Genomic DNA, 26,389 nt, shown 5'->3' on the forward strand with positions numbered 1-26,389 from the left:
CCAGGTTCGGCGCCGGGTTTCATCGACGGGCCCAGCGGGCCAGCACGGTGCCGTCGTCGTCGAGCACCAACTGCTTGCGTGCCATCGAGGTTCCGAATTGCTTCGCCGACAGCGAGATTCGCCCGCCCGCCCCGCCGACCAGCAGCGGCGCCGTGGTGAGGCACAGTTCGTCGACCAGATCGGCCTCGGCCAGCTGACCGAACAGATGCGGTCCGCCCTCGCACAGCACCCGCAGCAAACCGCGCTCGGTGAGCACCCGCAGCAGCGCCGCGGGCGTGATCGCGAACTCCGCCGCGACCACCACCTGCGCGCCCGCGTCCTCGAGCGCGGCGACGCGGTCCTTGTCGGCCTGGGCGGTGGTGAGGATGAGCGGCGGGGTCTGCGCGTCGGTGAACAGCCGCGCCGCCGGATCGAGATTCGCGCTGCCCGACACCACGGCGATCGGCGGTGGGCTGCCGTCCTCGCTGCCGCCGACCCCGTGCCGGAAATGCGCCCGCCGGTGTTCGTCGTCGGTGCGGGCGCCGCCGTAGTTCTCGGTGCGCACGGTGCCCGCGCCGACCAGGATCACGTCGGCGAGCTCGCGCAGCAGCTTGAATACCAGCTTGTCGGCCGGGGTGGCCAGTCCCTTCGTCACGCCGTCGACGGCGAGCGCGCCGTCGATGCTGCTGACGAAGTTGGCCCGCACCCACGGCCGCTCCAGGTGCCTCGGGTACGCATAGCTCCTGGCCAGTGCGTCGGCGTCGAGATCTGCGAGCTGGGTCACATTAGGGATACGCTGCATAGGTACCGATGCAACCACGTCCGTACGATTCGCACATGCAAGAACGCCTCGTCGATCGCCACCCGGAGGTCCCGGCCGACCAGCTCGTCGCCCAGATGGTGCCCCCGCCCATGTTCGACGAGGTCAGCTTCGCCTCCTACATTCCCGACCCCAAGGAACCCAGCCAGGCGGCCGCGGTTCGCAAGGCCGAGGAATTCGCCGGTCAGGTCGCCAAGATCCACAAGGCCGCGTCGAAGAAGAGCCTCTTCGGCAAGAAGAAGGCCGTCACCGGTGCGGGCCTGTACCTCGACGGTGGTTTCGGTGTGGGCAAGACCCACCTGCTCGCCTCGATCTTCCACAGCGCGCCCGCGCCGAAGTCGTTCGGGACCTTCGGCGAGCTGACCAACCTGGTCGGTGCCCTCGGTTTCGTCAACGCCGTGGAACGGCTCTCCGCCAACAGCCTGCTGTGCATCGACGAGTTCGAACTCGACGACCCGGGCGACACCACGATGGTCTCGCGCCTGCTCACCGAGCTGTCCGCCGCGGGCGTCTCGATCGCGGCCACCTCCAACACCCTGCCGAGTCAACTCGGCGAAGGCCGTTTCGCCGCACAGGACTTCCTGCGCGAGATCAAGAAGCTCGGCGCCATCTTCGAGCCGGTGCGCGTCGACGGTCCCGATTACCGGCACCGCGACCTGCCGCCCGCTCCCGAGCCCACCTCGCCCGAGGTGCTGGCCGAACGGGCCGCCGCCACACCGGGTTCCACCCTCGACGACTACGACGCTCTGCTGAAGCACCTGAGCACGCTGCACCCCTCGAAGTACGGCGCGCTCATCAACGGTGTCACCTCGGTGTTCGTCTCCGGGGTGCACCCGGTGACCGACCAGGCCGTCGCGCTGCGCATCGTGGTGCTCGCCGACCGCCTCTACGACGCGAGCATTCCGGTGACCGTGTCCGGCGCCAAGCTCGACGAGATCTTCTCCCAGGAGATGCTCGACGGCGGCTACCGCAAGAAGTACCTGCGCGCCATCTCGCGTCTGCTCGCGCTGTCGCGGTTCGAGGCCGCTACCGCGTAGGGATCACAGCTTCCGTTCGAAGACGAAATCGTCGAGCACCTTGCTGCCGACGGTCATCGTCTTGGTGCCCACCCGCACGAACCCGTGCTTTCCGTAGAACCGCTGCGCGCGTTCGTTGTCCTGGTGGACACCGAGCCACACCGCGTCGGCGCCCGACTCGCGCGCGGAGTCGACGGCGGCGTCCATGAGCGCACCGGACACCCCGGTGCCGTGGTGGCCGGGCAGCACGTACATCTTGCTGAGTTCGACCACCGACCCCGGGCTGACCTGTGCGTCGATGGCCGGATCGGTCGGCCTGCCCGCGATCAACATGGCGTAGCCGACGATCTCGTCACCGTCGACGGCCTTGAGGACCGTGCGATCCGGGTCGGACAGGTACTCGCCGAAACGGTCGCCCGAGAGCATCTGGGTCAGGAAGATCTCGATGTCGGCCGGGTCGGCCTGCGGGGGACAGGCCAGCGGGAACGTCGCGGTCGCCACATCACTGAGAGCTTCGGCGTCCCAGAGTCCGGCCCGGTCGACGACGACGGAGCTGTTGGTCATCGTTCCAGTACAGCACGGGCGTGGCGGTGGTAGACAGCACTGTGGGCATCGCGGCGGTGGCACCGCGACGGCGGTCCCGAGTACTCTCCTGCCCATGACTAGCGGTAGCCGCATCGGGATCGTCGGTGCGGGAGTTGCGGGATTGGCTTGCGCGAAGGTGTTGAGTCAGGCCGGGTTCCCGGTCGAAGTCTTCGACCGAGCCCCTGACGTGGGCGGTGTGTGGAGCGTCACCCGCCGCTACCCGGGCCTGCGTTCACAGAACAGCAAGCACACCAACCACTTCAGCGACCACCCGATGCCGGAGGACTACCCGCGCTGGCCGGACGGTCAGCAGATGCAGGCCTACCTCGCCGGGTACGCGCAGAAATTCGGTCTCACCGGGAATCTGCGACTCGGCACCGAGGTGGTCGCCGCCGACCCGGTCGACAGCGGCTGGTTGCTCGAGATCCGCGACGGGATGGGTGTGCACCGCAGCACCTGCGATCACCTGATCGTCGCCAACGGTGTGTACAGCGACCCGGTGCTGCCGGATCTGCCCGGTGCGGCGGCCTTCCGTGCCGCGGGAGGGCAGCTGTGTCACGTCTCGCAGTTCCACGACGCCGAACTGGCGCGCGACCGTTCGGTGGTCGTCGTCGGGTACGGCAAGTCGGCCTGCGATGTGGCCGAGGCGGTGAGTCATCTGGCCGACGAGACCAGCGTGGTCGCCCGCAGGCTCACCTGGAAGATGCCGCGCAAGTTCGGATTCGGCACCGACTACGAACGGTTGCTGCTCACCCGCGCGGGTGAGGCGCATTTCCCGTCCCGGTTCGGCCACCGCGCCGAGCGCCTGCTCGACCGGCTCGCCCTGCGCGAGGCGAACCTCGACCTGCTGCAGGAACGGGTGACGCGCAAGCTGCGGCTGCGCGAGCTCGGCCTGGTCCCCGACGGTCCACTGGCCGATATGGCGACCAGCAGCGCCGCGCTGGCCACCGAGGGGTTCTTCGACCAGATCGAGGCGGGCCGCATCGCCGTGCACCGCGACGCCGAGATCGTCGAACTCATCGGCGGGCAGCACGGGCCAGCGGTCCGGTTGTCCGACGGGACGCTGAAACTGGCCGAGATCGTGGTATGCGCCACCGGATATCGCCAGGAGGTACCGTTCCTCACTCCGTTCGTGCGCCGCTCGCTCACCGACGAGGCGGGCGACTTCCGGCTCTACCGCCACATCCTGCCCGTCGAGGTGCCCAATCTCAGTTTCGCCGGCTACAACAGCTCCAATGTGAGCGCCCTGAGCGCCGAGGTCGGCGCGCACTGGATCGCGGGGCTGCTCACCGGTGCCTTCGTGCCGCCGGTCGCCGAACTGATGAACAACGACATCGACGAACGCCTCGCCTGGTCGCGGGCCCGCAGCAACGGTGCCCACGCGCACGGTGCGTCGGTGATCCCGTTCTCGCTGGGCAATATCGACGAGATGCTCGACGACCTCGGCACCCCGCTGCCGCTGTCGGCCCGGCTCGGGCAGTGGGTGCGCCCGGTGCGGCCCGCGACCTACCGCGGCGTGCTGCGCAACCGCAACGCCGCCCCGGCGCCGACGCCGGTCGCGGTGGTCGAGGGATAACCGACACGCGGTGCGGCCGCTTGGTGGCGAACCGGGCGTTGGTGATAATCCTCGCGTGGAAGCGCTGGATCTGAACCTGCTGCCCGCCTTGGACGCGCTGCTGGACACCAACAGCGTCACCGAGGCGGCCCGGCGACTGCACACCTCCACCTCGGCGATGAGCCGCACCCTCACCCGGTTGCGTGAGGTGTTCGGTGACCCGCTGCTCGTGCGTTCCGGCAGGCATCTGGTGCCCACCCCGCGCGCCCTGGAACTGCGCCAGGACGTGGCGGCGCTGGTCGAGGCGAGCCGGGTGCTGCTCACCTCGCACGAGGGCGGCGGTGTTCGCAGGCAGCGGGACTTCGTCGTCCGCGTGGGTGATGCGGTGGCGGCGCGGCTCGCCGGACCGCTGCTGGGCGCGGTCGGGGCACAACTGCCCGGCGTGACGGTGCGGCTGCTGGCCGCGGACCCCGCCGACAGCGCCGTGGCCCTGCGCGACGGGCAGGTCGACATCGAAGTGGGTGTGCTCGGCCGCACCGACCCCGAAACCGTTGTGCAGCGGCTGTTCAGCGACCGCTGGGTCGGTGTCGCGGCCGCCGACCATCCCTTCGCCGCCGACCGCCCCACCGTCGCCGCCTACGCCTCCGCGCGCCACCTCGAGGTGTCACCCACCGGCCGCACCCACAGTCCCATCGACGACCGCCTCGCCCTGCACGGTCGCACCCGCCGCGTCGTCGCGACCGTCGCCGACCTGGCGACCGCGTTGTTCACTGTGGCGACCACCGAGCTGATCTGCCCTGCCCCCGCGGCATTGTCCCGCCCGGCCTGCCAGGCGCTCGGCCTGGCCACCTTCGAGATCCCGCTGCCGTTGCCCGCCCCCGTCGTCGCCATGGCCTGGCATCCGCGCAACACCGCCGACGCCGGACATCGCGCCGTGCGCGAACTCGTCGCGACGGTACTGCGCGACGCGCCGGAGGTGCCCGATGTGCGCTCGGTGGGAGTCGCCGTCTAGCCGAGGTCCTGGGTCGGTGGACCGAAGACGTCGCGGCGGCCCGGTGGCAGGCCGGCGGAGCGCTTGAGTTCGTCGAGCATGGCCTGCAGTTTGTCCACGTGGGCGGCGGATTCGAGGTCGAAGGCGCGGTAGGTGCCGGTCACCGTGATGCCTGCCGGGTCGGTGGCCGTGGGGATCGGGGCCGGGCCGAGGTTGTCGTCGGCGCTGGACGAGGTGTGGACCGCGGGCAGGTCGACCGCCGGGGCGGCGGGTCGGCCGTGCCGGGTCCCGGCCTCGTTGTCCGAGTTGGTGAATCGCGCGGTGTTGTGAGCCGCCTGGGCCGCAAGCGGACCTGTGTTCGCGTCCTGTCCGCTCGTCCGGCCGGTCTCCTCGGCGCTGTGACCGTGTGGTCGGCTGGATCGCTCGCCCTGGCTGTATCGGCCGTTCGCCGCTTCGTCGGACGGGCGGGATTGCTCGCCCTGGGTGATGCGGTCCGCCGGCTGGTGCGTGTGGCCGGGATCGCCCGCCGCCGGGGCGGAGTGGCCCGCCTGATTCGGGTAGTCCGTCGGTAGGGCTGTTGCGCCGGACCGGTCGACGGATTCCGTCGCCGGGCTGGTTCGGTAGTCGGGTCCGCCGACCGACGGCCCGGACCGAGGTGCCTGCTCGAGGTGCTCCGACGGCACGGTGGCTCGGCCGGCCCCTTCGACCTGGTGGGCCGAATCGGCGACTGGCGGGGCGACCAACCGGGCGGGGGCTGCCGGTTTTTCGCTGGTGGTCGAGTTGCGAGGCGTGAAGTCGGCGAAGACGGACTCGCCGCGGGAATCCGTGGTGAAGCCGTTGCGGGCGTGACCGTTTCGCGGCGGGGTGGGAAGGGTCGTCTCCACGTCGTCGTCGAAGGACCACTGGATCCCGTTGGCACTGCCGTTCTTCGGCGCGGACGCCGACCGATCGGCGAACCCGTTGAAGGTCGTCCCGTTCGTCGCGACCCGGGCTTCGGCCGCGTGAGCATCTTCGGTCGGGACGATTCCGGCACGATCTTGCTCACTCGGACTCGAGTGCACACCCGTGCCGTTCACCGGTCCGCGCGCCGAGCTCGCCTGCTGGTCGTCGACGTGACCCGACGCAGGTGCGGCGCGGTGCGCGTCTTCAGGATCACCGACCCGCTCGCCCGCCGTGCCTGCGTCGAACGAGCTGTGCCGCAGGTCTTCCGATCCGCCGGCGTGTTCGACGGCGGGGCGTTGGTCGGTTGCGCCGTGGGAGACGGATCCGTTGCGCTGAGCCTGCGGATCGACTCCGTTGGGCGACCAGGTCACATTGCCGGAAGTGGTGTGGCGTTCGGTGCCACGGGTCTCGGTGGGAACCTTGCCGACCGGGCGGGCGCGTTCGACGCTCGCGAACCCGCCCGAAACAGGCGCGGCCTCCGCATCGTGGCGGCCGAGATCATCGGTCGAATCCGGGAGCACAACAGCACGATTCGCGGCGAGACCGACCCCTTGCGCCGCGATGTCGTCCGCCACCCCACGCGCAGGCGTCTCCCGCTCCGGCTGCGCGGGCAGTCGGCCGTTCACCCGCTGCGCATTCGGGACGGCTTCCCGCACAGTCGCTTCCGGCGCATGCGCACCGTTCACCTTCGGTCGCTGTGCGGTGTCACCGCGCGCACCGTTCGACGCACGGGCCGCCTGGGGTTCAGGATCGCCGAGCCCCGGCGACTGGACCGCGAACGCGGCGGTACGAGGCTCACCCTCCTCGTGCTGCGCGGCCCGACCACGTTCGCCCGCAACCACACCGCTGTGCGGTTCGGTCGTCGCGCGAGGGACAGGGGGAGAGGTGATGGGCCAGGTGGGATCGCCGAGGTGGTCGGGGACCGAGCGGCTCGACTGACGACGCTCCAGCGGTGGCCGGGTGGCTTCCTCGTGGGCGGCGGCCCGCTCGGCGGCCTCGCGGACTTCCCGTCTGCTGCGCCCGCGGGCGGGCGGTGGGGCCGGATCGTCGCCGCCGTCGAGCGCGTCGAGCCGGGCACTGAGCCGGGAAATGTCCTGTGACGCATGGAAAGCCCAGGCTTCGAGGCGGCGGATGCGCAGCTGGTCGGGCACGTCCTCGTCGTCACCGGGGAAGCCGGGGACCTCCTGGGCGACGCGCGCGGCGACGACATCGAGCTTCTCGCTGACCTCACGCAGCGCCGCGGCGATATTCGCCAGCATCGACCCGATGGTTTCGTCGTGCTCAGCGTGGTTCATGCACACCCTACTTCCGGTGGACGGCGAGCGTGCCCGCCTCGGCCGCCTGCGATCATATCCACCGGTGCCCGCCGACGCGTTGTAGTGATCCTCGGCCGGTGCGCCAGGCGACGCGCCGAACCTTTTCGTAATCGGGACGAAAAGGACCGGCAACCCGGCCGGTCTGTGTATCGAAATGATCAAGATCTTCGCCGGTCCGTGCGACGTTGGCACAATGAAAGGGCTTGATATACAAGCAATGTCGTCGTTGTGATCTCGATCACCACACGGCGACGCACCCGAGTGCGGGTCAAGGGGGCTGGCGGCGTGTCGGCGGCTGCGGGAACCTGAGTGCAGGTCGTGGGCGCGGGGCGTACGGCAGGCCCCGGTGAGGGAGTGATGGTGTGAGGACGAAGCGGCGAAGCGACACCCAGGTGGTGTGCGGACGGCGGGCGCTGCTCGACGAACTCGGGATCTCCGAGGGCGGTCGTCGCGCGGCGCCCGAACGCACCGGATACGGCTGTGGTTGCCCCGATTGCGTTGCGAAGCAATGGAATACCCAGCGGCTCGAACATTGGATCTGTGGCAGGCTGACGGCGGCGGGCGCCGACGAGGCGCAGGTCGACGCCCGGGTGGGCGATATCCCCGTCGACATCTACTGGCGCCGTGGCGAGCGGCGCGGCGTGGTCGAGGTGCGCAGCGGCCCCCTCGACATCACCGCCGCCCGCGCGCACCGAGAACGCCTGCGCGAGGCGGGCATCGATGACGTGCTGTGGGTGGTGCCGCGCGGGTACTGGGTGCCGCTGGTGCCCGCGGTCGGTATCGCCGACTTCGCGCCCGCCGGTGCCGAATACCGCATCGATCAGGGCATGCTCACCGCCGGTGAGTCCGGTTTCGCCGCACCGGTGCGGGCGGGCTGGGCGCTGCGGGAGTTTCTCGAGGGCTGGGTGGCGGACGACATCGCCTGGGGTCATGTGGATGTGATGAACGGAGGGTGGGCCGAGGTGGGCACCTGGGAGAAGCACACGGCGGCGCAGGCCGCGATGATCGAACGTCAGCGCAGTCAGTTGCGCGACCAGCGAGTGGAACTGGCGGTGTCGCGACAGGCCGTGCGTGACAAGCAGCGGTTGGTGACCAGGCTGCATCACCGGATCGAACGTGCGGCCGCTGCGGCCGACGCCCACGCCATCACGCTGGCCGGCCTGCGCAGTGAGCTGGTCGCCCAGCAGCGGACAGCGGCCGGCCTGCGTGCCACGATCAGCCGGATGGACCGCACCCTAGATCAGTGGCAGTGGCTCACCTGCTGCGCGATGCTGCTGGTTGTCGCGGTGCTCGCCGGGGCGATGGTGATGCGCTGAGCCGCATCGGCAACCGGTCGAACTGCCAGTCGTTGCGCAGTACGAGGGCGGCCAGGTCGAGCAGGTCCAGGCCGGTCTCGGTGAGCACGGCGGCGAGGGCGACCCGGTCGTAAGGGCTGGTGGCCAGGTCGGTGGCGATGCGCTGTTCGGCGGCCGCGTCGACGGTGTGGGTGCGCAGTTGCGCGGTGCCGATCGCGCTGCCGGTCCAGGTGAGCGCACCCCAGCCGCGTTCGTGGGCGTGGGCGCGCATCAGTTCGGCCTGAAGCCTGTTGTGGTGGAACATGGTCCGGCCGAGTGGCACCACATCGATCAGCACCGTCCGGCCGTCGGTGAGCCGGGCGGCGACCGAGGGATAGTGCACGTGGTTCTCGCCCGCGAACGTGTAGGTGAGGGCGGCGGGTTCCTCCTGGAATGCCGCGACGGCCGGGCTGGCGTCGAGCGTGCGCAGCAGGCGGGCGACCAGCGCCGAGTCGTAGGCGACGTCGCGCCCGGCCTTGGCCAGGTAGAACCGGCCGCGCCCGTCGTCGTCGGCATCGGCCACCCGCGCCGAGACGGTGGGCAACGGGGCGGGGGAGCCGTCCGGCCAGTCGGTCCCCGCGAGCACCGCGTCCAGGTCGTCGACGTCGTCGTCCGGGGCGTGCAGTTTGGCGAGGATGCTCGCGGTCTTCTTCTGCCAGCCCAGGATTCGCTGCATGACATAACCGGCGACCCGCCGCGCGTCGGTCTGGTCGTGTCCGGCCAGGCGCAACTTCAGATACGACCACTCCATGGCGACCAGGTCGGTGTCGGTCGCGTAGGTCTCGGTGAGCAGGGTGCGTACCAGGCGCAGATCGCCTGCCTCACGCGGATATCGGTGGGCGAACACCTCGGCGGAGCGGTGTCCGGATCGGGTGGCCTCGCGCAGGATGCGCCCGATCGCCTTGGTGTAGAGCTGACGGGCCCGGTCGCGGGCGAGGTCGTAGCGGGCGCCGACGCGGGTGAGGGTTTCCGGGCGCTGCCCGCCGATGCCCAGGCGCAGCCCGACCACCCGCGCCTCGCGTGCCGCGCGTTCGGCGTGGTCGACGAGCAGTTCGCCGACCAGCTCGTCGAGCTCCTCGAGCTCGAACGAGACGTCGGCGGCGATGTCGTGGCCCGGTTCTCTCATGATCGCGTCAGCGTAGCGGCGAACACCGACAATGTTGCGTCACAGCGACGTCAGGTACTCGCTGTAGAACAGGCACAGCCCCGTCGCCGAGGCGATGCCCGCCAGTACCCAGAACCGGATGATGACCGCCGTCTCCGGCCAGTTGTCGAGTTCGAAATGGTGGTGGAACGGCGCCATCCGGAACAGCCGGGTGTGGGTGGTGCGGAAGACGACGATCTGCAGCACCACCGACATGATCTCGGCGACGAACAGTCCACCGAGCACCACCGCGAGCAGTTCGGTGTGGCTGGTGATCGACAGCCCGGCCAGCAGACCGCCGAGGCCGAGGGATCCGGTGTCGCCCATGAAGATCTTGGCGGGCGCGGCATTCCACCACAGGAACCCGACACAGGCCGCCGCTCCCGCCGCGCTCACCATCGCCAGGTCCAGCGGGTCGCGGACGGTGTAGCAGGCGCGGCCGGGGGTGATCTCGCAGGAGTGGTCGTACTGCCACAGCGTGATCACCACGTAGGCGCCGAGGGTCAGGGTCATCGACCCGGCGGCCAGCCCGTCGAGCCCGTCGGTGATGTTCACCGCGTTCGACCAGGCGACCACCAGCAGCACCACGAACAGCACGAAGAACAGCGACGCGAAGGTGATGGTCGGGATGTCACGCACATATGACAGGTTGCGGCCTGCCGGAGTGAGTCCGGTGGCGCCGGGGAAGCGCAGCACCAGCACCGCGAACACGACCGCCGCCGAGATCTGCCCCAGATATTTGCCCGCCGCGGTGAGCCCGAGATTGCGGTGTTTGCGCAGTTTGATCGAGTCGTCGAGGAAACCGACCACGCCGAGCGCCGAGGCGAGCAGCAACACCAGAACGCCCGACGCGCTGGGACCCGGTGCGTCCCACAGTGTTCCGATCAGATGCGAGCCCAGGTAGCCGCCCCACACGCCCGCACCGATGGCGAGACCACCCATCGTCGGTGTGCCGCGTTTGGTGTGGTGGCTGGCGGGCCCGTCGATCCGGATCTCCTGCCCGAAACCGCGCCGCGCGAACACCCGGATGAGCACGGGGGTGAGTGTGATGGTGATGAAGAGGGCGATGCCCGCCGACAACAGGATCTGTCTCACATTGCCCTCCGTCCCGCCTGTTCCGCCAACCGCTGCGGCCCCGGCGGCGCCGTGCCGATCCTAGGGGAGGCCACCGGGTTGCGTCGCCGTAGTGATCGGGGTTACAGGCTCTTCGGACGCACGGTCATGGTCAGCACGTCCGGGACCGCATCGAAGGCGCGACGTACTTCAACGGCCAATCCTGCGGCGGTGCGGTCGTCGTCGGCGGTCCACGCGCCGAGCGCGCAGTGGAACGCGGCGACCATGATGTCGATACCGAGGCGCAGATGCAGGGTGCGGTCCTCGTCCACGTCCAGTTCGCGGCGCAACAGGGCGACCGCCGCATGACTCGTCCGATCGCAGAATTGCAGGTTGTGCCCCGCCATCGACGGGGTGACGTCGGCGAGGCGATTGCTCAGCGCCGCGCGCCGTGGCCAGTCGCCGACGGCGACACGGTCGATGGCCGACAGCAACGCGTCCCGGAGCATGAGCAGGAGCTCGGTTTCCCGTGGTTCCCCGCGTTCCAGCTCTTCCAGGAAGACGAGCCAGACGTCTTGCATCGGCGCCATCGCCACGTCTTCCTTACCTGCGAAGGTGCGGAAGAACGTGCGCTTGGAGATTTCGACGCTATCGCACAGCTCGTCCAGGGTGACGGCATCGAACCCGCGCTCGGTGAACAGCCGGAGAGCCGAGTCGATCAACGCGTGCCTGGTTCGCAGCTTTTTCCGTTCGCGCAGCGGCAACTCGTCGATCGCTACGTCCATCCTGTCAGCTTAGCGGCGACCTCCACTGTATGCCACTTGACAGCAATTGCCACTCGGTGGCACTTTTGCTTCGCGGCTGATCTGCCGTGTTGCCACAAGATTGAGGTCCTGAATATGCGAGCACTGCTGGTCGACCGTTCCGCCCCCGCCGGACTCCGCCTCGGGTCGGCCCCGGACCCCGAGCCTGCCCCGAATCAGGTGTTGGTGCGGGTTGCCGCGACGTCGTTGAACCACGGCGAGGTGACGCATCTGGTTCCCGGTGCCGATGCGGGCACGGTTCTGGGTTGGGATGCTTCCGGGGTGGTCGAGCGTGCCGCCGCCGATGGGTCGGGCCCGGCTGTGGGCACGCGGGTGGTCACACTCGGACTGGCCGGTGCCTGGGCCGAATTGCGTGCTGTGGATACCGAACTGGTGGGCGTCGCACCGGTAGGTGCCGACCTCGCGGCCCTCAGTACCGTGCCGGTGGCGGGCGCGTCGGCGCTGCGCGCGCTGCACCGCCTCGGTCCGCTGCTGGGGCGCAAGGTTCTCGTCACCGGTGCGTCCGGTGCCGTCGGCCGTTACGCGGTGCAGCTGGCGCGTTTGGGTGGTGCGGAGGTCGTCGCGATGACCTCGAACCCGGATGTGTATGGCGACAGCATGCGGGAGCTCGGTGCCGGGCAGGTGATAGCGGATCCCGCGGAACTCGATGGTCGCGTCGACGGCGTGCTCGACCTCGTCGGGGGACCGCAGATGGTCGCGGCCTTCGAGTCGCTCGCGGAAGGTGGGACGCTCGTGTCGGTCGGGCACACCACCGGCGCACCGGAGCAGTTCCCGTTCGGCACCTTCTCCGGCGACGCGGGCAGGCACGACCGCTCGATCGTCACGTTCTTTCTGCTCGGCTGCCGCGATCTCGGCCGCGATCTCACCTGGCTCGCCGACCGGGTCGCCGCGGGTGTTCTCGACCCGCAGGTCGTCTGGCGAGGCGACTGGTCAGCCGCGGACGAGGCGGTGACGGCGTTGCGCGATCGCCGACTGCACGGCAAGGCCGTCCTGGAGCTGGGCTGATCGGCCTGCAACGCAAACAAGTCAGGCCCCCTCAAAAGGGGGCCTGACTTGTGGTGCGCGATACTGGGATTGAACCAGTGACCTCTTCCGTGTCAGGGAAGCGCTCTCCCGCTGAGCTAATCGCGCGAGGTGGAGACGGGAATCGAACCCGTGTGCACGGCTTTGCAGGCCGTTGCCTCACCACTCGGCCACTCCACCGCGCAAAGGAGGATGGCATATTACTAGTGCCTAACCTACCTCTCGAGCGGATGACGGGATTCGAACCCGCGACCCTCACCTTGGCAAGGTGATGCGCTACCACTGCGCTACATCCGCATTCACACTTCCAGAGGAGCTCGTCCCGGGGGCCTTGCTGCTCTCCGTGGTGCGATGAGAACATTAGCCGACGCGCGGCGAAGACTACAAATCGCCTGGTTAAACGGCATAAATGTGAATTACACGCGTGTTGTCCGTTGGCGCCCCGGTGTCCGTTGGTCGAACTTCGGGTGCCGCGCCACGCGGGTGCGTTCCGGTCCCTTCCTTCTACCGGGCCCGCCGCCCCGAACTTCCCGTTCACAAGGCGATTTGGTGTCTCCCGGGTACCCCGTGCTAATGTTTCGTCTCGTTCGAGAGGCCGCACAAACAGCCCCTCGCAACCATCCCGGTCCTATAGCTCAGCGGGAGAGCGTCCGCCTCACACGCGGAAGGTCGCTGGTTCGAAACCAGCTAGGACCACAGTAAAGAAGCAGGTCAGCACTATTTCAGTGCTGGCCTGCTTTTTCGTTTCCGGCGGGCGGGCACGCTTACGACGGCAGCCCCGTCGCGATACGGACGAGGTCGGCGACAGCCTTGGATCTGCTGTGCTGCGGCCAGCAGATGACCGTCGTCACGGGCGGGGCGTCCGGCACCGCAACGATCGCGAACGCATCGCTCAGCTGAGCCCGCAGCGACTCGGGCACGACCGCGCAAGCCCGCCCGAGCGCGATCAGCTGGATCAGCTGGCTGTAATTGCGAACCTCAGGGCCGGGGCCGTCCGGGAAACTTCCATCGCGCTGAAGCCAGCGTGGCAACGGCAGATCCGACAGCGCTCCGATGTCCGCTATCGACAAGTGGGATCGGCCGGCGACCGGGTGCCCCGCGGGCACCACAAGGACCTGCGGCTCGGTATGCAAATCCTCGGTGTCGAATCCAGCCGTCGAGTCGTACGGCCGCTGGAGCAGAGCGACATCGGCAGACCCGTTGCGCAACAGGGTTTCCGGTTCGCCGGGCCCGCACAGCATCACCTCGACAGGCACCGCCCCGACCTCGGCGGCGTACACGTCCAACAGCCTCGACAACAGCTCGCTCGACGCACCGGCCTTGGCGGCCAGCACCACGCCTGGGCGCTCGGCAGCGGCCCGGCGAGTACGGCGCTCGGCGGCTTCGACCGCGTCGAGCACGACTCTGGCCTCCCGCAGCAGCACCGACCCGGCCTCGGTCAACGCGACCGCGCGGGCGGAGCGCCGCAGCAGAACCGTTCCGAGCCGCCGTTCGAGCTGCTGAATCGCCCGCGACAGCGGTGGTTGCGCGATCGCGAGCCGTCGCGCCGCCCGCCCGAAGTGCAACTCCTCCGCGACGGCGACGAAGTAGCGCAACTCCCGGGTTTCCACCGGCGCATCGTAACCAGCTGCCACCACCGTCGATACCGCTGCGGTATCGCCGCCGACCCAGTCGGTATTGGTCACGCCGCCCGGCCGCACCGCAGCATCGAGGAGGCCGTCACCACCGGTGACGACCGTCGCTCGAACACAGGAGTACCGATGATCAACGTCGCAGTGATCTACTACAGCCGCACCGGGAGCATCAAGGGGCTGGCAGAAGCCGCCGCCGAAGGCGCCACCAGCGCAGGAGCCGAGGTGCGCTTGCTCCCGGTCGACGAGGCAGGCAACACCGACCTGGAATGGGCCGACGTCGTCCTGTTCGGAACACCCAGCCATTACGGCACGATCGCCGCCGGACTCAAGACCTTCATCGACGGCACCGGCGACCTCTGGCGGACCGGCCGACTGGCCGACAAGGTGTACGGAGCCTTCGTCTCCAGCGCGAGCACGCACGGCGGTCAGGAGACCACCCTCTCCTCCTTCACGACGATCTTCACCCACTGGGGCGGAATCATCGTGCCGCCCGGCTTCACCGCCCCGGTGCCTGTCGCCGACCAGATGCGGTCCGGCAACCCCCACGGTGCCGGACACGTCGCCGGCTTCGGCAACCCACCAACGGAGTTCGCACTGGCCGCCGCCCGCTATCAGGCCGGACGCGCTGTCGGAGTGGCTGCCCGGCTGGCATCGGCCACCGCATCGGCCGGTAACGAACCCGTGGGTAGCCATCTCGATGCTGTCTGCTGAGCCGTGATCCCGCGTTGCCCGGATTCGGCTGTTCCGCGTTCTGGACCGCTATGTTTTCCGATGGGCGCGTGATCGGGGCCGCAGGACCGCGCCGACCGGCAACGAGGGCGGCGCGGAGCGATCAATGGACCCGGTGGACGCCGGATCACCCTCCTCACCAGGCGTCGATGCGGTCACGCGGAGCCCATGCGAGATCGGTACGGAATGCCCGAATTTGGCCGAGGCGTGCTCGCGCCATGCCGAGAGATCGGAGATGCGTTTGCTGAAAGTGTGCTGTAGGTATCCTTTGCGCGTCCTGATCGACCGGGCCGATCGATATCCGTTCGGCCTCATGAGAATCGGAGGTCTGCGCGCACATGGTTCCGCATCGCTCGGTCCCGCGTCCGGCGGTACTCACGCCCGGCGCTGCGACATCGCAATTCCGTCCCGTGCTGCTCGACGCGTCGAGCCGGGAAGGGCTGCGTGACCTGGAAGCGTTGGCGGCATCGAGTGCTGTCGGCGCGGTGCACGACACGATCGAAGATCAGCTCGACGAACTGATCCGCAGCGAGGAACCCGCTGTCGCGCACTCGGCGGACTCGCTGGCGGCGGCGCGCCACCGGATCAGTGGCGAGACGCCGCTGTGGCGGTGGGGGACATGGGTGTTCTATCCGTGGAACGGCCGACTGGTGCATGTGCTGCCACGCGAGCAGTTCCAGCGGCTGCGCACCGATCGTAACCGCGACAAGATCGACCGGGCGCAGCAGCATGGCCTGCGCGGGCGGCGGATCGGTGTAATCGGGCTGTCGGTGGGCAACAGCGCGGCCGTCACGCTGGCCATGGAAGGAGTGGGCGGGTCCTTTCGGCTGGCCGACTTCGACAACCTCGGGCTGTCGAACCTGAACCGGCTGCGGGCCGGGGTGAGCGATCTCGGTGTTTCCAAGGCCGTACTGGCGGCACGCCAGATGTTCGAGATCGACCCCTACCTCGACATCGAGCTGTTCACCACCGGGCTGACCGAGGAATCGATCGGGCCGTTCTTCGACGGCGTCGACGGCACCGCTGCGCTGGATCTGCTGGTCGAGGAATGCGACACGGTGTGGGCGAAAGTCGCCGCTCGCGAATACGCGCGGCGCCGAGGGATTCCGGTCCTGATGGACGCCAACGATCGCGGACTGCTCGACGTGGAACGGTTCGATCTCGAACCCCACCGCCCGCTGTTCCACGGCCGGATCGGTGTGTCCACCTCGTCCGATGTCGCGCGGATGGATCGCGGCGAACTGCTGTCGTTGCTGCTCGCAGTGGTCGACGAACCTCGGCTGAGCCCGGCGATGCGCGACGCCATCGGTGAGATCGGCCGCAGCCTGTCCAGCTGGCCACAACTCGCCTCCGGCGTGATGCTCGGCGGCGCCTTGGTCGCGGACACGGCTCGACGCATCCTGCTCGGCGAGCTGATCCCGTCGGGGCGAACCTATATCGACCTCGACGAGCTCATACCCGCGCTGGGCCAAGGGATCTCGCCGGAATTCGTGCGGGCGATGGAGGAAGTCCGATGACCATCGACCTGCGCAACGTGGAACTGATCGGCGCGCGGCTGCGATTGCGTGATCTGCGTGCCGACGACCTCGACGTCTACCAGCGGATCTTCACCGACCCACAGCTGACCCGATACATGGGCACCGACAGCCTGGGCGTCCAGGCGGCCGCCGCGTCGTTCGACGCCGCCCTGCGCTGTCGGGGCGAAACTCCGCGGCGCAAGTACACCTTGGCGATCACCGCGCCGGACGACGACACCATGGTCGGCACCATCGGCCTGCTGGTGGAGGATTTCGGCAGCAACGCGATGATCGGCGGTCTGGTCGTCGTTCCGGAGGGCTCGCTGCGCGCGGGCGGAATCGAGGCGGGACGGCTCATGGCGGCATTCGCCTTCGGGCCGCTCGGAATCCACCGGGTCTGGGCGGGGCATCGGCACGATCATCCCGTGATGGACACGGTGATGGCGGGAGTGGGCTTGACACCGGAGGCGCGGCTGCGGCAGCTGTATCGCACCCAGGGCCAGTGGCGTGACGTATGCACCTATGCGGCGTTGCGACCGGAATGGGCTGCGACGGCGACGGCCGCCGAACGTCGAATCCTCGCATCGCGGCCCGCCGAGGCAAGGGAACACGCCGCCGCCGGGCGCTGAAATCCGTTGCGCGACCCTGCCGAATCGGGCTCCGGACTCGCCTCGGCGCGATAGCATCGCCGACTACAGGCCCCCGTGCAATCACCTTTGCCCGAATTGCCACCACCCGATACGCGCAGCGGCCGGCGACGGGAGGGTCTCCACCGCCGGCGAGGATCCGAAGTGGAGATCACCGATGGCAGTGCTGATCGATTCCGACTACTTCACGCCGGCGGACCGGCGGGAGGCGGTCACCGCCATCCTGCAGGAAGCCGATATCGGGGCGAACCTGCGGATGTGGGATTCGCCCGCCGAAGTGGTCAGCAGGCACCAGGCCTGGATGCTCGGCCCGATCGCGCTCACCCGCTCGGAGGTATCCGGTCACCAGGTCTGGCGCACCAGGCGGCATGAGCGGACGACGCCGAGCGACACGTTGACGGTCACCGTGCAGAACGGGCAGGTCCGCAGGCACGAACAATTCGGCGCGCAAACGCTGATCGAACCCGGCGCGTGCGAAGTGATCGACCTGGCGACCACATTCGCCTCCGGCTGGCACGGCCTCGGCGGAACGCTGTGCCTGCAGCTGTCGAGAGAACGCCTCGGCATCTCCCCGGAAACGGTCGTCGCGGCGCACGGGCAGCTGGCGGCATCGCCGCTGTATCCCATGGTCACGGCACAGATCCAGCATCTCGTCCGGATCGCCGACCAGCTCGAAACCGATCCGGCGGCCGCCTCGGTGGGCGAGTCGTGCCTGGAAATGGTTCGGGCGCTGCTGATCTCGGCGGCCGGTCGCGGTCCGGGCGACGGTGCCGCCATCCCGGAGCAACTGCTGATCGAGCAGATCCTCGGGTATGTGCGGACACACCTGTCCGATTCGACCTTGAAGATCCCCGCGATCGCCGCCGCCAACAACATCTCCGTGCGGCACCTGTACAAGGTGTGTGCCCAGGCCGGGATCAGCCTCGAGCAGTGGATCATCGAGCAGCGCCTGGTCCGGGCCCGTGACATGCTGGTAGACAGGGGTTACGCGCACCGGTCGATCGGTGCGGTGGCCGGTGCCGTCGGCTTCCGCGACGCCGCGCATTTCGCCCGGCGATTCCGCGAAGCGTTCGGCATGACACCACGGGACTGGCGCCGCAGCGCCACCGATCCGGACAACCCTCCGAAATAGCCGGATTCGGCGCCCGAATGCACGTACGTTTGTGCGTGCACAGTCAGTGGCCGTGCAGTCACAGCCTCCTTCGCGGGCCGATTCCCCGATACCTTTCGAATGTGGCTGCGCGAGACCGCATTAGGAGCCCGAGTGTTCGCCGATGGACACCCGCGCCGATGCGGTCCGTGCCGAGGGCATCGAGAGAGAGGGGAGACCATGTCGGCGATCGGCAAAGCGATTCGGGCGGCAAGGATGGCCTCCGGATTCACCCAGGCGGAGTTGGCCGACTGGATCGGAATTGCGGACGGAAACCAGATCAGCCGCTGGGAACGCGGTGTGGTGACACCCAGCGCCGACAATGTCTGCGAGTTGTCGAGAGTGCTTGGGGTGCGTCTCGACAGGTCTGTCGGAGACGCGGTGTCGTGCTGATCTGAACGCCGTTGCGCCGGCTCGAGGCAGGTCGGGTCGGCGCAACGGTCGGTGTTCGCCGCAGGCTACGAAACGACCTGTGAGCTCAGGTAGCTCAGGAGGATCGGGACGTCGTCGTCGTAGTCGATGTGGGCGCGGGATGCGTAGAAGTTGGCCATGTCCACACCTTGGCGGGCCAGTTGGACGAGTTCGTCGGTGGTGGCAGGGTCGGTGAGGCTCAGCAGGGTTCGGGTGGTCGCGTGGAGGTCGGCGCGGATGCCTGCGGCGACCGGGCCGAATACGGAGCCGGTGAGGTCGGCGCCGTCGGCGACCAAGGACGCCAATTCGGCAGCGGCCCCGATGTGGTCGTTGCGGTCGAGGGATTCCACCGCACGCCAAAGTGTTTCTTGAGTTCGGCCTGCTCTGTCGGCGATGCCGAGGAGATCGATGTGCGCGAGGGCGTCGGCGATGACACCGACTGCCGCCGTCCGTCCGGTGGGGTCGACAGCGGCAGCCGCGCGGACGACCTCGGCGACCAGAACTCGGTCCACACCCGCGGCGGCCTGGACCAAGGGTGCCAGGGCGGCGTTCACCGCATCCGCGGCTCGGCGCGCACTGCGAATATCGCCCGCCGTGATGAACTCCGGAAGACGAGTCAGGTTGTCGGTGATGGTCGGCAGATTCGCCGCGGTGGCGGTCCAGCCTGCCCCCATCGTGACGGCTTGCGCGATCAGATTGTTCGGATCAACCGTGGCGGGAACGAGGTTCGCGATCGGCCCGGGATCACCACTGAGTACGCGGCCGATCACCGCGAGGAACGGGGAGGTGGCGGAATCGAGGGCACAGTACAGATCGCCGTCGGCGCACAGAGTGCGAACCCGGTCGGTCAACGCACCGAAATCGCGGTCCCGCGCCCCGGCGATGCCGTAGCCGGGCTGCGGATCACCCAGGGAGAGCGTGGTATCCGGATCGCGATGCGGATCGGCCAGTAGCCCGACACCGATTACTCGATCGGCATCGATAGGACCGTCGCCATGCCCGATCTCCGTCGCGAGATCACCGACGCCGTCCGCACCTTGGCTGTAACCGGCCAGGACAACCCTCGTCGAGTCGCACAGGCCGCGCAGCATGCGATCCAAGCGAGACTCCAGGGTGCTCAGCGACTCCGCGTAGCTCAGGCCGAGATCGAAAGCGCTTGCGGCATAAGGGACATAGAGCACTGTGATGTCACGCCCGAACCGCTGTCGCAGGCCCTCACCGACCGGCCGCAGCATCCCGACGGGCACCTCGGGATCGGCATCCGGCGTGGTCTCCCAGGTCCCCGGCGCCAGAATCGCCGTATACGGGGTACAGGGCTGCGCGCCGGGCGTTTCCGCCCGCGCGACACCGGCCACCGCGGTCCCGACCGTGACAACCGCGACGACCAACGCAACCACTCTGCATCTCGACAACCTCTTCATCGACCAATTCCTCTGTTGCCGAAGGATATTCGCGACGCAGCCGAACCGTGCCGACCCGTCGTGACCAATTCTCACCACCCTCCGCCGGTTACGTCGACACTTTCAGGCACAGTTTCATTTCAGATTGGAATTCCGACATCGATCCCGGTGCGACTGGTGTCGTTCGTCAGAGGTGGAGCCGTGCACCGTCGGCACAGCGAGCGCGTATCGATCTCGCTGTGCGGCTCAGCCGATCGTGGAGAGTGCGGCGGCGAGTTCGACCCGGCTGGTGATCCCCAGCCGTGGATAGACGCGGTAGAGATGCGAGCCCACCGTGCGGTGGGACAGGTAGAGCCGTTCCGCGATCTGACGGTTGGTGAGTCCCTCGGCCGCCAAGGTGGCGATCTGAAGTTCCTGGGCAGTGAGTTGATCGCGGGCGGAAGGGGAGCGGCGGGCGCTGGCCTCGCCCGCGGCGCGGAGTTCGGTGCGGGCCGCTTGTGCCCACGGGTCGGCGCCGAGGGCGTCGAAGGTGTCGCGAGCCGCGCGCAGCGGTTCACGGGCTTCGGCGGTGCGGCGTAGCCGGCGCAATCGGCGGCCGTGATGGAGTTGCAGCCGGGCGCGGTACAGCGGCCACGTGCCCGCATGACTGTGGAGCGCGGTGGTGTAGGCGGTGTCGGCATCGGCGTCGTCCGCGAGGACGGCGCGGCAGTACTCGTCGACGACAAGCAGCATCGAGGCGGGTACCCGCTGCACGAGCCGCGGCAGATCGGCCAGCAGCTCCCTCGCGAGATCGATGTTTCCCGAGGCTACGGCGGCGTCGGCGAGTTCTGGGGCCACCCACCAACATTGCATGGGGTGGCTCACCGGGTCGCTCGGATCGAAGACCCGGATCAGCGCCACGAACGCGTCCTCGGCTCGCCCGGCCAACAGGAGCAGCACCGCGCGGGTCTGCTGCGCGACGATCTGGATACACCGCATTCCGGTGGACAACGGACTGGCGCCGACCGCGCGCAGATGCTCGGTGGCCAGTTCGGTTTCACCGCGCAACGCGGCGACCATGGCCAGATTGGCGCGCCCGGTGGCGGCATAGAACTCCTGGCCGTTTTCCTCGGCGAACGTGCGGGCCTCCTCGGATTCGGCACGAACTCTGTCCCATTCGCCGAGCCAGATACGAGTCCAGTTCCCCGCGCCGAGAATGCCCGAGAGCAGCCCGAGCCGGCCCTGGTTGCGGCTGACCGCTGCGGCATCATCGATGTAGGCCATGCCGCGGCGGAAATCGCCGAGGAACAGTGCGGTGAAGCCGAGCAAACGTAGGGCGTCCGCATCGCTGCGATCGGGGTCGAGCCGATCGAGGTGCGCGAGGATCCCCGCGCCGCGCTCCCACGGCATGCTGAGCGCGCCGACCGCGAGGACCCGGGGGTCGTGTGCGGGCAGGCCGAGGGAATCCAATCCGTCGGCAATGCTCTTACGTGACACCTCGTCGGCGTCCTGAGACGAGCAGCGCGCGGCGGCACACCACAGGATCCCCGCTGCCAGATCGGTGTTTCCCGCCGCGTGCACGTCGGCGGCGATGCCGACGAGCTCGCGAATGCGGCGGTCGGAGTCGCCGTAGCGCTGGAACGCGACGACTTCCTCGACCGCTGCCAAGCGCCCCCGTTCGATCGGCCCGAGAACGCTGAGGTCGGCCCGATCCAGCAGATCTACGGCCTCGCGCCGAGCACCGGTTTCGCTCGCGAGTTCCGCGGCCTGCAGGAGCAGGGCGGTAGTGCGCTCGGGGCGCTCGGCCATCTCCGCCGCACGGTCCAGCGCGGCGACGGCGGCCATGATCGCACCGCGAGCTCGCGACCGCTGCGCATAGTCTTCGAGCTGCGCGGCGATCGCGTCGTCGGTACCGAGGGTGGCGGCGGCGCGATGCCAGAGCTGTCTGTCGAGGAAGTCCGAGAGCACCTCCGCCAGGATCGAGTGTGCGCCGAGTCGCTGCGTCAGCGGTGCCCGGACATAGGTCGCCGAACGCATCAGCGGATGCCGGAAGCGCAGGAGCGGACCCGCCAGCTCGACCAGGCCGGCGTCGATGGTTTCTTGCAGGTGCGCCGGACCGACCGGGGCACCGACGAGAGCGGTGGCCGCCCGCAACAGCCTGCCCGCGTCGCAGCCGACATCGGCGGCCAGGACGACGAGCAGGACCCGGGCAGGCTCGCTGAGTTCGGCCGACCGCGTGGCGAAGGCGGCTTCGAGGCGGGCAGTCAACGGGAAATCCTCGGTCAGCCGATCGGTGGTCCGACGCATCGCACGGGGTAATTCGATGAGCGCCAACGGATTTCCGGCAGCTTGGCTGAGCAGCCGGAGGCGCACGGTGCTCGACAGCGTCGGCGCTTGCGCCTCGAGCAGAGCGGCGGCGGCCGGTTCGTCGAGCGGTTCGACCGTGATCTCCGGTAACCCTGCCAGGCGGACGGAATCCTCCGACCCGGTGCGGGCGGCGCCGAGTACGAGGACCGCGTCGCTGGCGATGCGGCGGGCGAGGAAGCTGAGTACATCGGCGCTGCAGCTGTCGAGCCACTGCAGGTCGTCGAGGATCAGGACCGTCGGATGAACCGCGGCGGCCTCGCCGACCAGTTGCAGCGCGGCCAGCGCCACGCCATACAGGTCGGGGGATCCGTCTTCCAGGCCGAACGCCGCGCGCAGTGAGCGTTGATGGGAAACCGGAAGCTTGGCCATCTGCGCGTGCAGGGGACGCAGCAGTTGGTGCAACGCCGCGAACGGCAGCCCCGCTTCGTTCTCGACACCGACCGCGGCGACGACAGTCAGATGCCGGTCGGTAGCCGCCTCCCGGATCACGTTCAGCAGCGCCGACTTTCCGATACCGGCGGGCCCGCGAAGGATCAGCGCCGAGCCCTTTCCGGCGACAGCCCGATCCAGCAGATCTCCCAGTACCGCCGAGTACCGGTCGCGGCCGATCAATACCGACTGGGACATCTCACCGATCACCGCGAGATTCTGACAGAAACCGCACGGTTTCACAATGCGACGTCGCAGGCAGATGCAGTAATGCGGGGATCGACTGAATCGTCGACGAGCCTCGGGACTCAGTCGTCGGTGCAGTCGTTCGACTGATTCGCCCACGGTAGGTCTGCTCGTAATTTTCTTCGCATGACGAACACGTTCACCACTTCCGACGGCGCCGAGATCTTCTTCAAGGACTGGGGAACCGGCCGCCCGGTCGTCTTCAGCCACGGTTGGCCACTGAGCGCCGACGCCTGGGACGACCAGGCCCGATTGGTGGCCGAGCACGGCTACCGTGCCATCGCCCACGACCGCCGCGGCCACGGCCGATCGAGTCAGACCTGGGACGGCAACACCATGGACCGTTACGCCGACGATCTGGGCGAGCTGATGGAGCATCTCGACCTGCGCGACGCGGTGCTGGTCGGCCATTCGACCGGTGGCGGCGAAGTCGTGCGCTACCTGGGACGTCACGGTAGCGGCCGGGTTGCCAAGGCGGTGCTGCTCGGCGCCGTGCCCCCGGTGATGATCAAGTCCGAAACCAATCCCGACGGTACCGCCAGGGAGGTCTTCGACGGCATCCGTGCCGCCGTCGCCGCCGATCGTTCGCAGTTCTACTGGGATCTGAGCGAAACCTTCTACGGGTTCGATCGGCCCCACGCGATCGGTTCCGACGGTGCCCGCCATGCGTTCTGGCGGCTCGGCATGCAGGTGGGAGTGCGCGCCGCCTACGAGTGCGTCGCCCAGTTCTCCGAGACCGATTTCACCGACGATCTGCGGGGGATCGACGTGCCGGTGCTGGTGGCACATGGCGACGACGACCAGATCGTCGCGCTGCACGCCTCGGCGATGCGATCGGCCGAGCTGATCAGGAACGCGACGCTGCGCGTGTATCCGGGTGCGCCGCATGGGCTTTACGGCGAATTTCGCACAGCGTTCGAAGCCGACCTGCTCGCCTTCCTCGCGCACTGAACCATCCGGGCGTCGTCATCGACCGACTCGCTCGCAGACAACATCCGCTCGTCCCGCACTGCTCTCCTCGAGGAATCGTTATGCGTATCACCACCGTCACCAAACTCACCGCGGTCGCCTTGGGCCTCACCCTCGCCGGCGCCGGTTGCGCCGCCGCGGAGCCTGCCCCCGTCAAGCCGACCGTCGTCCTCGTCCATGGAGCCTTCGCCGAGTCCAGCAGTTGGAACGGCGTGATCGACACGCTCGATCAGCAGGGGCTCACCAGCATCGCCGCCGGTAACCCGCTACGCAGTGTTTCCGGTGACGCCGACACCGTTCGCAGTGTGGTGGCCTCGATCGACGGGCCGGTCGTGCTGGTCGGGCACTCCTACGGCGGCCAGGTCATCTCCCAGGTCCACGATCCCAAGATCAAGGGGCTGGTCTACGTCGCGGCGTTCGCTCCGGAGGAAGGAGAGACCATCGCGGAGTTGTCGGGCAGGTTTCCCGGCAGCACGCTCGGAGAAACGCTGAACAAGGTGGCGCTGCCCGACGGCAGCACCGACCTCTACATTCAGCCCGGCAAGTTCCATCACCAGTTCGCGGCCGATGTGCCCGCAGCCCAGGCCGCCCGCGACGCCGCCACCCAGCGGCCGCTCAACGACCGCGCGCTCAACGGGAAGTCCGGTGCGCCGAGTTGGAAGTCCGTGCCGTCCTGGTTCGTTTTCCCGGACGCCGACTACAACATCCCGGTCGCGGCGCACCGATTCATGGCCGAGCGTGCGAACGCCCGTGCGGTAGTCGAGATTCAGGGCGCCTCGCACGCGCTCGCCGTCTCTCAGCCCGCGGCGGTAGCGAAGGTCATCGTCGAGGCCGTGTCCGCGGGTAACTGACCTCTCGACTGCTGACTGTGCCGCGTGAACCGTTCACGCGGCACAGTCGCGCTCGGCCAATCCGAGCAGTGCCGCGCGCAGATCGGGGCGGGGGCCGGTGGCGTCGAGTTCCAGAAGGGCGGTTTCGGCGATCGCGGCGATGAGGAGGACGGCGACGGGGCGGGGGTCGGGCCAGCCGATCGCGGTCAGGTCCTCGGTGGCGATGTCGGCGGCCAGGGCGTTGCGGTGGGCGACTTCGCCGCTCAGGCCCGCATCGGTACGCGCCTGGACCAGCAGGGCTTTGGTGGCCGGGTCGGCCAGACAGCCGTCCAGATAGACAGCGATGCCGGTGCGCAGGCGTTCGGTGCCGGGTGGGAGCTCGGCGATGGCGGCCCGGACGCGGGCGAAGAGAGTGTCGTGGAACTCGCGGTGCAGGGCCAGGAGGTACTCCTCGCGGCTGGGCCAGTGCTGGTAGAAGCTGCCTTTGGCCATGCCTGCCCCGGCCGTGATCGCGTTGACCGACACCTTGCTCAGGTTCTCGCTGCCGAGCAGAGCGCGGCCCGCGTCGAGCAGGGCACGACGCCCTGGCTCCGGAGATCTCATCTATTCACCTCGCTGTGCGCACGCAGAAACGGTGTCACCGTATCGAGGAACAGCTGTGGCGCCTCGCAGAAGGGTTCGTGCCGGGTGGGAAGGACCGCGACCTCGGCGTGCGGCAGGGCTGTTGCCACGCCGCGTCGGTTGAGCACCCACGGATTGATCGGATCGTTGCGGCCCCACACCACCTGAACCGGCGCCTGGATCGGCAGCGGTCCGTTCGCGGCCAGGTCGAGATCGGGGTCGTCGATGGTCGCCCAGAGCCTGCGGTACACCGTCAGCCGCTGCGGGTCGTCGCGCACCCGGCGTGCGCGTTCGAGGACCGGACGCACGGCTCCACGCCCGGGCGGCCCGAGGTAGAGGCGCGCGGCGGGGCCCACCGTGCGCGCGGCGACAGCGTCCGCCGACATGAACCGCGACATCGCCCGCACGACAAGACCGTGCGGCACGAACCCGGCCGGTTGCACGAGCACAGCGGCGCGCACGTACTCGGGTTCGCGTTCGGCCAACCGTGCGGCGGCATACCCGCCGACACTGTTACCGAGCACGACAACCGACCCGAACCCGTGCTCGTCCCGCAGCACTTCGAGAACGCGGCTCGCGATCCCCGGCAGCGCCGACGTTCGCAGAGCCGCAGGGTCGGACGCCGTCGAATCACCGAACCCGGGCCAATCGAGCGCGGCCACCGGCCACTGCTCACCCCACGCCGGCAAGACGGCGTCGAAATCCCGATGATCCCCCGGATTGGCATGCAGGAGAAGCAATCCCGTCCGCCCACCCGGATCGCGCCCACTCAGATGCACGGCCACCGTGCCGTACCTGGTCTCGACGGATACTCGCATGATCCCCTCCGATCCGGTCGACAACGTCAGAGTAGTCCTTTGACCGACCGGTCGGTCAAA

The 26,389-nt window shown here is 68.7% G+C and carries 23 protein-coding genes and 4 tRNA genes; 13 read left to right on the forward strand and 14 right to left on the reverse strand.

Translation table 11 applies throughout. The annotated features are described in order from the left end of the window. Nucleotides 1-19 precede the first annotated feature (19 nt). A complete protein-coding gene (locus tag LDL21_RS14940; RefSeq protein ID WP_225280532.1) occupies nt 20-781 on the reverse strand; it encodes a pyrimidine reductase family protein in 762 nt (253 codons plus the stop codon). Between the two features lie 35 nt (nt 782-816). Here LDL21_RS14940 and zapE point away from each other — a divergent pair, with 35 nt between their 5' ends. Next, a complete protein-coding gene (zapE, locus tag LDL21_RS14945) occupies nt 817-1,836 on the forward strand; it encodes a cell division protein ZapE (protein ID WP_225280533.1) in 1,020 nt (339 codons plus the stop codon). 3 nt (nt 1,837-1,839) lie between these two features. Here the strand turns inward: zapE and LDL21_RS14950 are convergent, their stop codons facing one another. Further along, nucleotides 1,840-2,379: a GNAT family N-acetyltransferase gene (locus LDL21_RS14950; protein ID WP_225280534.1), complete on the reverse strand. Its 540-nt coding sequence runs from the start codon at nt 2,377-2,379 to the stop codon at nt 1,840-1,842. 94 nt (nt 2,380-2,473) lie between these two features. On the opposite strand from LDL21_RS14950, the gene LDL21_RS14955 reads away from it, so the two are divergent. Together LDL21_RS14955 and LDL21_RS14960 are read left to right on the forward strand one after the other, a co-directional pair. Continuing rightward, nucleotides 2,474-3,976, forward strand: a complete 1,503-nt coding sequence (locus LDL21_RS14955) for a flavin-containing monooxygenase (RefSeq protein ID WP_225280535.1) — start codon at nt 2,474-2,476, stop codon at nt 3,974-3,976. 55 nt (nt 3,977-4,031) lie between these two features. After that, on the forward strand, nt 4,032-4,967 hold the full coding sequence (locus LDL21_RS14960; RefSeq protein ID WP_225280536.1) for a LysR family transcriptional regulator: 936 nt from the start codon (nt 4,032-4,034) through the stop codon (nt 4,965-4,967). On the opposite strand, the gene LDL21_RS14965 is transcribed toward LDL21_RS14960, so the two are convergent. After that, complete coding sequence (locus tag LDL21_RS14965; RefSeq protein ID WP_225280537.1) at nt 4,964-7,183, reverse strand: hypothetical protein; 2,220 nt, start codon at nt 7,181-7,183, stop codon at nt 4,964-4,966. The two genes, LDL21_RS14960 and LDL21_RS14965, sit on opposite strands and share 4 nt — an antisense overlap. A gap of 383 nt (nt 7,184-7,566) precedes the next feature. Between LDL21_RS14965 and LDL21_RS14970 the strand changes: the two genes are divergently transcribed. Continuing rightward, the gene (locus LDL21_RS14970; protein ID WP_225280538.1) at nt 7,567-8,520 is read left to right on the forward strand and encodes a hypothetical protein; all 954 of its coding nucleotides are present in this window, start codon (nt 7,567-7,569) and stop codon (nt 8,518-8,520) included. On the opposite strand, the gene LDL21_RS14975 is transcribed toward LDL21_RS14970, so the two are convergent. From LDL21_RS14975 to LDL21_RS14985, 3 genes are all read right to left on the reverse strand, one after another. Then, nucleotides 8,459-9,664, reverse strand: a complete 1,206-nt coding sequence (locus LDL21_RS14975; RefSeq protein WP_225280539.1) for a sigma-70 family RNA polymerase sigma factor — start codon at nt 9,662-9,664, stop codon at nt 8,459-8,461. The two genes, LDL21_RS14970 and LDL21_RS14975, sit on opposite strands and share 62 nt — an antisense overlap. A 39-nt stretch (nt 9,665-9,703) precedes the next feature. After that, a complete protein-coding gene (mraY, locus tag LDL21_RS14980) occupies nt 9,704-10,777 on the reverse strand; it encodes a phospho-N-acetylmuramoyl-pentapeptide-transferase (RefSeq protein ID WP_225280540.1) in 1,074 nt (357 codons plus the stop codon). Between the two features lie 101 nt (nt 10,778-10,878). After that, complete coding sequence (locus tag LDL21_RS14985) at nt 10,879-11,520, reverse strand: TetR/AcrR family transcriptional regulator (RefSeq protein WP_225280541.1); 642 nt, start codon at nt 11,518-11,520, stop codon at nt 10,879-10,881. Nucleotides 11,521-11,634: 114 nt separating this feature from the next. On the opposite strand from LDL21_RS14985, the gene LDL21_RS14990 reads away from it, so the two are divergent. Further along, on the forward strand, nt 11,635-12,564 hold the full coding sequence (locus LDL21_RS14990) for a zinc-binding dehydrogenase (RefSeq protein ID WP_225280542.1): 930 nt from the start codon (nt 11,635-11,637) through the stop codon (nt 12,562-12,564). A 51-nt stretch (nt 12,565-12,615) separates the two neighbouring features. Here the strand turns inward: LDL21_RS14990 and LDL21_RS14995 are convergent. The 3 genes from LDL21_RS14995 to LDL21_RS15005 all read right to left on the reverse strand — a co-directional run bounded on the left by LDL21_RS14995 (nt 12,616) and on the right by LDL21_RS15005 (nt 12,879). After that, nucleotides 12,616-12,690 (reverse strand) — tRNA-Val (locus tag LDL21_RS14995). Nucleotide 12,691: 1 nt separating this feature from the next. Continuing rightward, nucleotides 12,692-12,762: transfer RNA gene (locus tag LDL21_RS15000), tRNA-Cys, on the reverse strand. 45 nt (nt 12,763-12,807) lie between these two features. Further along, nucleotides 12,808-12,879: transfer RNA gene (locus LDL21_RS15005), tRNA-Gly, on the reverse strand. A 327-nt stretch (nt 12,880-13,206) separates the two neighbouring features. Here LDL21_RS15005 and LDL21_RS15010 point away from each other — a divergent pair. Then, nucleotides 13,207-13,278, forward strand: a tRNA-Val gene (locus LDL21_RS15010). A gap of 68 nt (nt 13,279-13,346) precedes the next feature. Here the strand turns inward: LDL21_RS15010 and LDL21_RS15015 are convergent. Beyond that, nucleotides 13,347-14,267 carry a LysR family transcriptional regulator gene (locus tag LDL21_RS15015; protein WP_225280543.1) on the reverse strand — a complete coding sequence of 307 codons (921 nt, stop codon included), beginning with the start codon at nt 14,265-14,267 and terminating at the stop codon, nt 13,347-13,349. A gap of 75 nt (nt 14,268-14,342) precedes the next feature. On the opposite strand from LDL21_RS15015, the gene LDL21_RS15020 reads away from it, so the two are divergent. The 5 genes from LDL21_RS15020 (at nt 14,343) to LDL21_RS15040 (ending at nt 18,652) form a co-directional block, all read left to right on the forward strand. After that, nucleotides 14,343-14,927, forward strand: a complete 585-nt coding sequence (locus tag LDL21_RS15020; protein WP_225280544.1) for an NAD(P)H-dependent oxidoreductase — start codon at nt 14,343-14,345, stop codon at nt 14,925-14,927. 356 nt (nt 14,928-15,283) lie between these two features. Then, on the forward strand, nt 15,284-16,462 hold the full coding sequence (locus LDL21_RS15025; RefSeq protein ID WP_225280545.1) for a ThiF family adenylyltransferase: 1,179 nt from the start codon (nt 15,284-15,286) through the stop codon (nt 16,460-16,462). Beyond that, the gene (locus LDL21_RS15030; protein ID WP_225280546.1) at nt 16,459-17,091 is read left to right on the forward strand and encodes a GNAT family N-acetyltransferase; all 633 of its coding nucleotides are present in this window, start codon (nt 16,459-16,461) and stop codon (nt 17,089-17,091) included. Before LDL21_RS15025 ends, LDL21_RS15030 begins: the two co-directional genes overlap by 4 nt. Before the next feature lie 175 nt (nt 17,092-17,266). After that, nucleotides 17,267-18,241 (forward strand): helix-turn-helix domain-containing protein, encoded by a 975-nt coding sequence (locus LDL21_RS15035; RefSeq protein WP_225280547.1) that lies wholly within the window; start codon nt 17,267-17,269, stop codon nt 18,239-18,241. 198 nt (nt 18,242-18,439) lie between these two features. Then, entirely contained in the window at nt 18,440-18,652 is a 213-nt protein-coding gene (locus LDL21_RS15040) for a helix-turn-helix domain-containing protein (protein ID WP_225280548.1), read from the forward strand. Nucleotides 18,653-18,717: 65 nt separating this feature from the next. On the opposite strand, the gene LDL21_RS15045 is transcribed toward LDL21_RS15040, so the two are convergent. Together LDL21_RS15045 and LDL21_RS15050 are read right to left on the reverse strand one after the other, a co-directional pair. Continuing rightward, nucleotides 18,718-20,058: a cutinase family protein gene (locus LDL21_RS15045; RefSeq protein ID WP_225280549.1), complete on the reverse strand. Its 1,341-nt coding sequence runs from the start codon at nt 20,056-20,058 to the stop codon at nt 18,718-18,720. 258 nt (nt 20,059-20,316) lie between these two features. Then, nucleotides 20,317-23,055, reverse strand: a complete 2,739-nt coding sequence (locus tag LDL21_RS15050; protein WP_225280550.1) for an AAA family ATPase — start codon at nt 23,053-23,055, stop codon at nt 20,317-20,319. 162 nt (nt 23,056-23,217) lie between these two features. Here LDL21_RS15050 and LDL21_RS15055 point away from each other — a divergent pair, with 162 nt between their 5' ends. Beyond that, entirely contained in the window at nt 23,218-24,042 is an 825-nt protein-coding gene (locus tag LDL21_RS15055) for an alpha/beta fold hydrolase (RefSeq protein WP_225280551.1), read from the forward strand. A gap of 80 nt (nt 24,043-24,122) precedes the next feature. After that, on the forward strand, nt 24,123-24,911 hold the full coding sequence (locus tag LDL21_RS15060) for an alpha/beta fold hydrolase (protein ID WP_225280552.1): 789 nt from the start codon (nt 24,123-24,125) through the stop codon (nt 24,909-24,911). Nucleotides 24,912-24,944: 33 nt separating this feature from the next. Here the strand turns inward: LDL21_RS15060 and LDL21_RS15065 are convergent, their stop codons facing one another. Both LDL21_RS15065 and LDL21_RS15070 read right to left on the reverse strand, forming a co-directional pair. Beyond that, nucleotides 24,945-25,493: a TetR/AcrR family transcriptional regulator gene (locus tag LDL21_RS15065; RefSeq protein ID WP_225280553.1), complete on the reverse strand. Its 549-nt coding sequence runs from the start codon at nt 25,491-25,493 to the stop codon at nt 24,945-24,947. Then, nucleotides 25,490-26,329: an alpha/beta fold hydrolase gene (locus tag LDL21_RS15070; RefSeq protein ID WP_225280554.1), complete on the reverse strand. Its 840-nt coding sequence runs from the start codon at nt 26,327-26,329 to the stop codon at nt 25,490-25,492. The genes LDL21_RS15065 and LDL21_RS15070 overlap by 4 nt, the downstream gene beginning before the upstream one ends. Nucleotides 26,330-26,389 lie beyond the last annotated feature (60 nt).

This window comes from Nocardia rosealba, assembly GCF_020216065.1.
Lineage (GTDB): Bacteria > Actinomycetota > Actinomycetes > Mycobacteriales > Mycobacteriaceae > Nocardia > Nocardia rosealba.

Bases quoted from the DNA above. Each gene is read 5' to 3' on its own strand.
- LDL21_RS14940 (WP_225280532.1), bottom strand. From the start codon at position 781: ATGCAGCGTATCCCTAATGTGACCCAGCTCGCAGATCTCGACGCCGAC.
- zapE (WP_225280533.1), top strand. From the start codon at position 817: ATGCAAGAACGCCTCGTCGATCGCCACCCGGAGGTCCCGGCCGACCAG.
- LDL21_RS14950 (WP_225280534.1), bottom strand. From the start codon at position 2,379: ATGACCAACAGCTCCGTCGTCGTCGACCGGGCCGGACTCTGGGACGCC.
- LDL21_RS14955 (WP_225280535.1), top strand. From the start codon at position 2,474: ATGACTAGCGGTAGCCGCATCGGGATCGTCGGTGCGGGAGTTGCGGGA.
- LDL21_RS14965 (WP_225280537.1), bottom strand. From the start codon at position 7,183: ATGAACCACGCTGAGCACGACGAAACCATCGGGTCGATGCTGGCGAAT.
- LDL21_RS14975 (WP_225280539.1), bottom strand. From the start codon at position 9,664: ATGAGAGAACCGGGCCACGACATCGCCGCCGACGTCTCGTTCGAGCTC.
- LDL21_RS14985 (WP_225280541.1), bottom strand. From the start codon at position 11,520: ATGGACGTAGCGATCGACGAGTTGCCGCTGCGCGAACGGAAAAAGCTG.
- LDL21_RS14990 (WP_225280542.1), top strand. From the start codon at position 11,635: ATGCGAGCACTGCTGGTCGACCGTTCCGCCCCCGCCGGACTCCGCCTC.
- LDL21_RS15020 (WP_225280544.1), top strand. From the start codon at position 14,343: ATGATCAACGTCGCAGTGATCTACTACAGCCGCACCGGGAGCATCAAG.
- LDL21_RS15025 (WP_225280545.1), top strand. From the start codon at position 15,284: ATGGTTCCGCATCGCTCGGTCCCGCGTCCGGCGGTACTCACGCCCGGC.
- LDL21_RS15030 (WP_225280546.1), top strand. From the start codon at position 16,459: ATGACCATCGACCTGCGCAACGTGGAACTGATCGGCGCGCGGCTGCGA.
- LDL21_RS15035 (WP_225280547.1), top strand. From the start codon at position 17,267: ATGGCAGTGCTGATCGATTCCGACTACTTCACGCCGGCGGACCGGCGG.
- LDL21_RS15040 (WP_225280548.1), top strand. From the start codon at position 18,440: ATGTCGGCGATCGGCAAAGCGATTCGGGCGGCAAGGATGGCCTCCGGA.
- LDL21_RS15055 (WP_225280551.1), top strand. From the start codon at position 23,218: ATGACGAACACGTTCACCACTTCCGACGGCGCCGAGATCTTCTTCAAG.
- LDL21_RS15060 (WP_225280552.1), top strand. From the start codon at position 24,123: ATGCGTATCACCACCGTCACCAAACTCACCGCGGTCGCCTTGGGCCTC.
- LDL21_RS15065 (WP_225280553.1), bottom strand. From the start codon at position 25,493: ATGAGATCTCCGGAGCCAGGGCGTCGTGCCCTGCTCGACGCGGGCCGC.
- LDL21_RS15070 (WP_225280554.1), bottom strand. From the start codon at position 26,329: ATGCGAGTATCCGTCGAGACCAGGTACGGCACGGTGGCCGTGCATCTG.